We start from the raw sequence: 1416 nt of genomic DNA, 5'->3' as shown, positions 1-1416 counted from the left end.
CACCAACAATAGAAACCTAGGCAACACACCAGCAGAAACACAAAGAAACACAAAGCTTGTTGAGCGTAATAATCAGGATTATGCGAGGATTGATAAGAGCAAGGGGGAGGATAGGCAAGTTATTTCTATTAGGGGTGGAGATATAAATAAAGCTGTTGAAATAGGTATAAATAAAAGTGGTTTAAATTTTACTGGACAAAATCTAGAAGAATATCAAGCATATTACCAATCTAAATTATATAATTACGCAATAGAGTTAAAAAAGAAGTTAAAAGAAACAAACTATACCAAAGAGCAGAAAGAAGATATTTTTCAAGAGCAACTTAATAAAGCAGCTGATTTTTATAATAAAGAAGAATTTAAAAGTTCTCTTATAACTTTACCAAATGAAATTTTAAAGCTAGACTCAAAAACGAAAGTTAAAATTTTTGATTCAGGACAAAAAAACACGATAGTGGAATCCATTATTAAAGATTATAAGAAGGGAGAGCAAATTATATTGCAAGGGCATAGTGCAGGTGCAGGTGATGTCCAAGATATAACGCAAGTACTGAAAGATAAAAAAATAGCTAATATTATTACTGTACAAATTGATAGTATAGAGCCATTTGGTAATGATGCTTCAATTCCAAGTAATGTAAATAAAGCAATTAATGTTTATCAAAGTGAATCTAAAACTGGTAATTCAATAATTGATTTTATGGATTCTAACGCAATGAATGGGGAGGATAATATAGAACCTGATCTATTTAATAATAGAACAGAAATAGTAAATCAAGAGTTTGTAAATATACAAGGACCGTCTACTGGAAAATCTTCAGATTCTCATAGAAATATGGATAACGATCCTAAGGTTCAGGAGTTTATTCAAGATCAAGTATTGCCTGAAGTTGAAAAAGATATTAATAGAGAATAAAAGACTATGACCGGCATATTTTTTAGAGTTTTCTTTTTGGTTTCAATACTACTAATTGCAACTTCATGTAAAAAAAACAAATGCATTGAAATTGTTGATCAAAATAATCAAGTTTTAAATGGGCAAACACATATATACCTATTAAATTTGAATGAAGTAATAAGTAGACAGCTTGATACACAAGTTCATTCTTACAAAAAAGAAGGTAGATTAATTGCAAAAAGCGAAAATGGGAAAATTTGTTTATCATCAAAGGATGAAATACTATTTGTTAGAAACACTTATAAAATAGTAAATTTTGACTTTTTAATTGAATTAAGTAATAATGTTAGTTATTTTAATAACTTTGATTTAATTCCATTAAAAATAATGAGTAATTAGTCGCTCCTTAAAAACCACTCCAAACAAACCAAAACCACCCATTTTGCCAACCATCTAAATCAACAAAACTGCTTTTTATCCAGCACCACAAAAAACCTTAGGTATTTTACAAAAAATAA

At 28.7% G+C, this 1416-nt stretch carries 2 protein-coding genes; both read left to right on the top strand.

All coding sequences use genetic code 11. The features are described 5' to 3' along the window. Positions 1–916, top strand: a 916-nt coding sequence (locus tag BHECKSOX2_RS06585) for a hypothetical protein (protein ID WP_180323698.1), incomplete at its 5' end; no start/stop codon positions are given. Between the two features lie 6 nt (positions 917–922). Then, entirely contained in the window at positions 923–1297 is a 375-nt protein-coding gene (locus BHECKSOX2_RS06580; RefSeq protein WP_139682959.1) for a hypothetical protein, read from the top strand. Positions 1298–1416 lie beyond the last annotated feature (119 nt).

The sequence above is a fragment of the thiotrophic endosymbiont of Bathymodiolus puteoserpentis (Logatchev) genome (assembly GCF_900127505.1).
Taxonomy (GTDB): Bacteria; Pseudomonadota; Gammaproteobacteria; order PS1; family Pseudothioglobaceae; genus Thiodubiliella.
This window is presented reverse-complemented; position numbering and strand designations above follow the sequence as displayed.